The organism is Clostridia bacterium (genome assembly GCA_014360065.1).
Lineage (GTDB): Bacteria > Bacillota > DSM-521 > Neomoorellales > JACIYF01 > JACIYF01.
This window is the reverse complement of record JACIYF010000198.1, coordinates 553-3,085: the sequence shown is the minus strand read 5'-3', so window position 1 is coordinate 3,085 and position 2,533 is coordinate 553. Positions and strand designations below refer to the sequence as shown.

The window sequence follows — 2,533 nt, the reverse complement described above, 5'->3', positions numbered from 1 at the left end:
CCAAAGACCAAGTAAAGCGCCTGCTTATGGAAGGAATTGCTGGCGAGGAGCTCAACGTGTTGGTAGGAAGCATACCCTATGCTGACGATGACGTCAAAGAGAAGGTAAAGCTGGCCGTTCTCGATTACCTAAATAGGCAGTACGGGTTGGTAGAAGAAGACTTCATCAGCGCTGAATTGGAGTTAGTACCGGCGGGACCGGCACGGGACCTAGGGTGGGACCGGAGCTTGGTGGCTGGTTACGGCCAAGACGATCGCTCTTCGGCTTACGCTGGCCTACAGGCATTTCTGGATCTAGAGGTCCCTGCCCATACGGCGGTGCTGCTGTTGGTAGATAAAGAAGAGATCGGGAGCATTGGCAATACTGCCGCTCAATCCAACTTTTTGCAGCTGGTGGTGGAGCGCTTAAGTACTTACGAAGGAAAGCAGACTTCGGTGCGGGAAATCCTCCGTCGGTCTAAAGCGCTTTCAGCTGACGTGGCTGCAGCCCAAGATCCCACCTGGGAGGACGTAATGGATAAGTACAATGCTGCTAGGTTGGGCGGTGGGGTGGTGCTTTCCAAGTATACTGGAGCTGGAGGCAAGTATAACGCCAACGATGCTCACGCAGAATATGTAGCCCAGATTCGCCAGCTCTTTAACGCCAACCAAGTGATATGGCAAACCGGAGAGTTGGGAAAAGTTGATCAAGGTGGTGGCGGCACTATCGCCGGGTACTTAGCTAACCTGGGCCTGGAAGTGGTGGATTGTGGACCAGCCCTGTTGGGCATGCATTCCCCCTTTGAAGTCTCTAGCAAGGCAGATATCTATATGAGTTACCGTGCTTACCAAGCTTTCTTCAATTCCTAGACAACGAGAACTTGAAAGAGGGGGGTGATGCCCGTGGTGCGCCTGACCCAGTGCTCCTCGGCCAGCGGGTGAGCAGCCAAAGTAGGGCCGGCGGCCCTTAGAGAAGCACTGAAAGGGTTACCGGTTGGCGATGATCCTCGACTGTTGGTGAGCGGAGCCACCTTTGATGATGCTGGGGTGTACAAGCTCAACGAGGATCTAGCCCTGGTACAGACGGTGGATTTTTTCACGCCGATAGTTGACGATCCATATACCTTTGGGGAAATTGCCGCTGCCAATGCCCTTAGCGATATCTATGCTATGGGGGCGGTACCGCTTACGGCCCTAAATATTACTTGCTTTCCGGTACAGACCATGGATCTTGGCGTCTTAGGCCAAATTCTGGCTGGCGGCGCGGCCAAGGTGCAGGAAGCTGGAGCTTTGCTGGTAGGTGGCCATACAATCGAGGATACCGAGCCCAAGTATGGCTTGGCGGTAACCGGAATTGTCCACCCGGCCAAGCTTCTTACCAACGCCGGTGCCTGCCCCGGGGACTTATTGGTGTTGACTAAGCCCTTAGGTACGGGGGTAGTCGCTACGGCTGTCAAGGCGGAAATGGCGAGCTCAGAGGCGGAAGCGGCAGCCATCGCCGCCATGCGAGCCCTAAACCGCGAGGCCAGCCAGGCGGCCTTGACAGTTGGGGCCCACGCGGTTACAGACATCACCGGGTTTGGTTTCCTTGGGCATGCGGCGGAGATGGCCGAGGCTAGTCAGGTGAGTTTAGAGGTGCAGGCAGGGCGGTTCCCATTTTTGCCGGGGGCGGAGGAATTGGCCCATATGGGGCTGGTACCGGCTGGAGCCTACCGCAATCGAGAATATCTGGGCGACAAGGTAGTTTTTGAGGACGAAGTGCCGGAGCGACACCGGGACCTACTTTTCGATCCCCAGACCTCCGGAGGTCTGCTAATATCTGTGCCGGAGGAGAAGGCGGAGGAGCTGCTGGCTAGGCTTAAACAGGGAGGGGTAATTGGAGCTGCGGTGGTGGGTAGAGTAAAGGCCGGGGCACCGAAGATTACCGTTTATGAGTAGTGCCGGTTACGGCGGGCCGCAACCGGGCATGAAAAAAGCAGGCAGGGGTGCTGGGCGCTGGCCCGGAAGCGACATCAAGCCGAGCGGCTAAGCCACCTTAACGACAGCGAGGGCGGAGGCGGGCCGGACCCCGCACTCAACTCAAGAATCCAGGTATGGTGTCCACCTTAGGCAGGTAGTAGGTTGCTTAGAGTCTGTGGTCTGCTGGCAGTTGAGTGCTGGGGGAGCCGGCCACGGACGTGGAGGTCCGATTGGCCGGAAAGCCCGCCGGAGTCCGGGAGGGAGCACGAGCTCGCTACGCGCACGATTGCGGAGCGGAGGGCCGGTGCCCCAGGTTGGCGTGGCAACAATGCAGTGTGCTGAGGCTGTTGGCTGGTGCTAAGGCTGGAAAGCAGGGTCATGCCAGCGTTGGTGTGGCTAAGCGTGGGAACCGGTGGTGCTGTTAGTGTCACGAGTGATCAGAGCGATCAAGAGGAAATGGGGGAAAGACTTTGGATCCTATCGTGGTGGATTGCCGGGGGCTTACCTGTCCACAACCGGTGGTGCGGACCAAGAAAGCTCTAGATGAGCTTGAACGGGGAGAATTGGTGACTATTGTCGATAACCCTACTTCCCGC

Annotated in this window: 2 protein-coding genes and 1 pseudogene (1 of these 3 cut by a window edge); all 3 read left to right on the top strand. The window is 57.3% G+C overall.

Annotated elements, in window-relative coordinates:
- Window positions 1–848, top strand: an 848-nt coding sequence (locus H5U02_14895; GenBank protein ID MBC7343707.1) for an aminopeptidase, incomplete at its 5' end; no start/stop codon positions are given.
- 27 nt (window positions 849–875) lie between these two features.
- On the top strand, window positions 876–1,916 hold the full coding sequence (selD, locus tag H5U02_14890; GenBank protein MBC7343706.1) for a selenide, water dikinase SelD: 1,041 nt from the start codon (window positions 876–878) through the stop codon (window positions 1,914–1,916).
- A gap of 594 nt (window positions 1,917–2,510) precedes the next feature.
- Window positions 2,511–2,533: pseudogene (yedF, locus tag H5U02_14885) on the top strand (sulfurtransferase-like selenium metabolism protein YedF) (it continues 460 nt past the right edge of the window).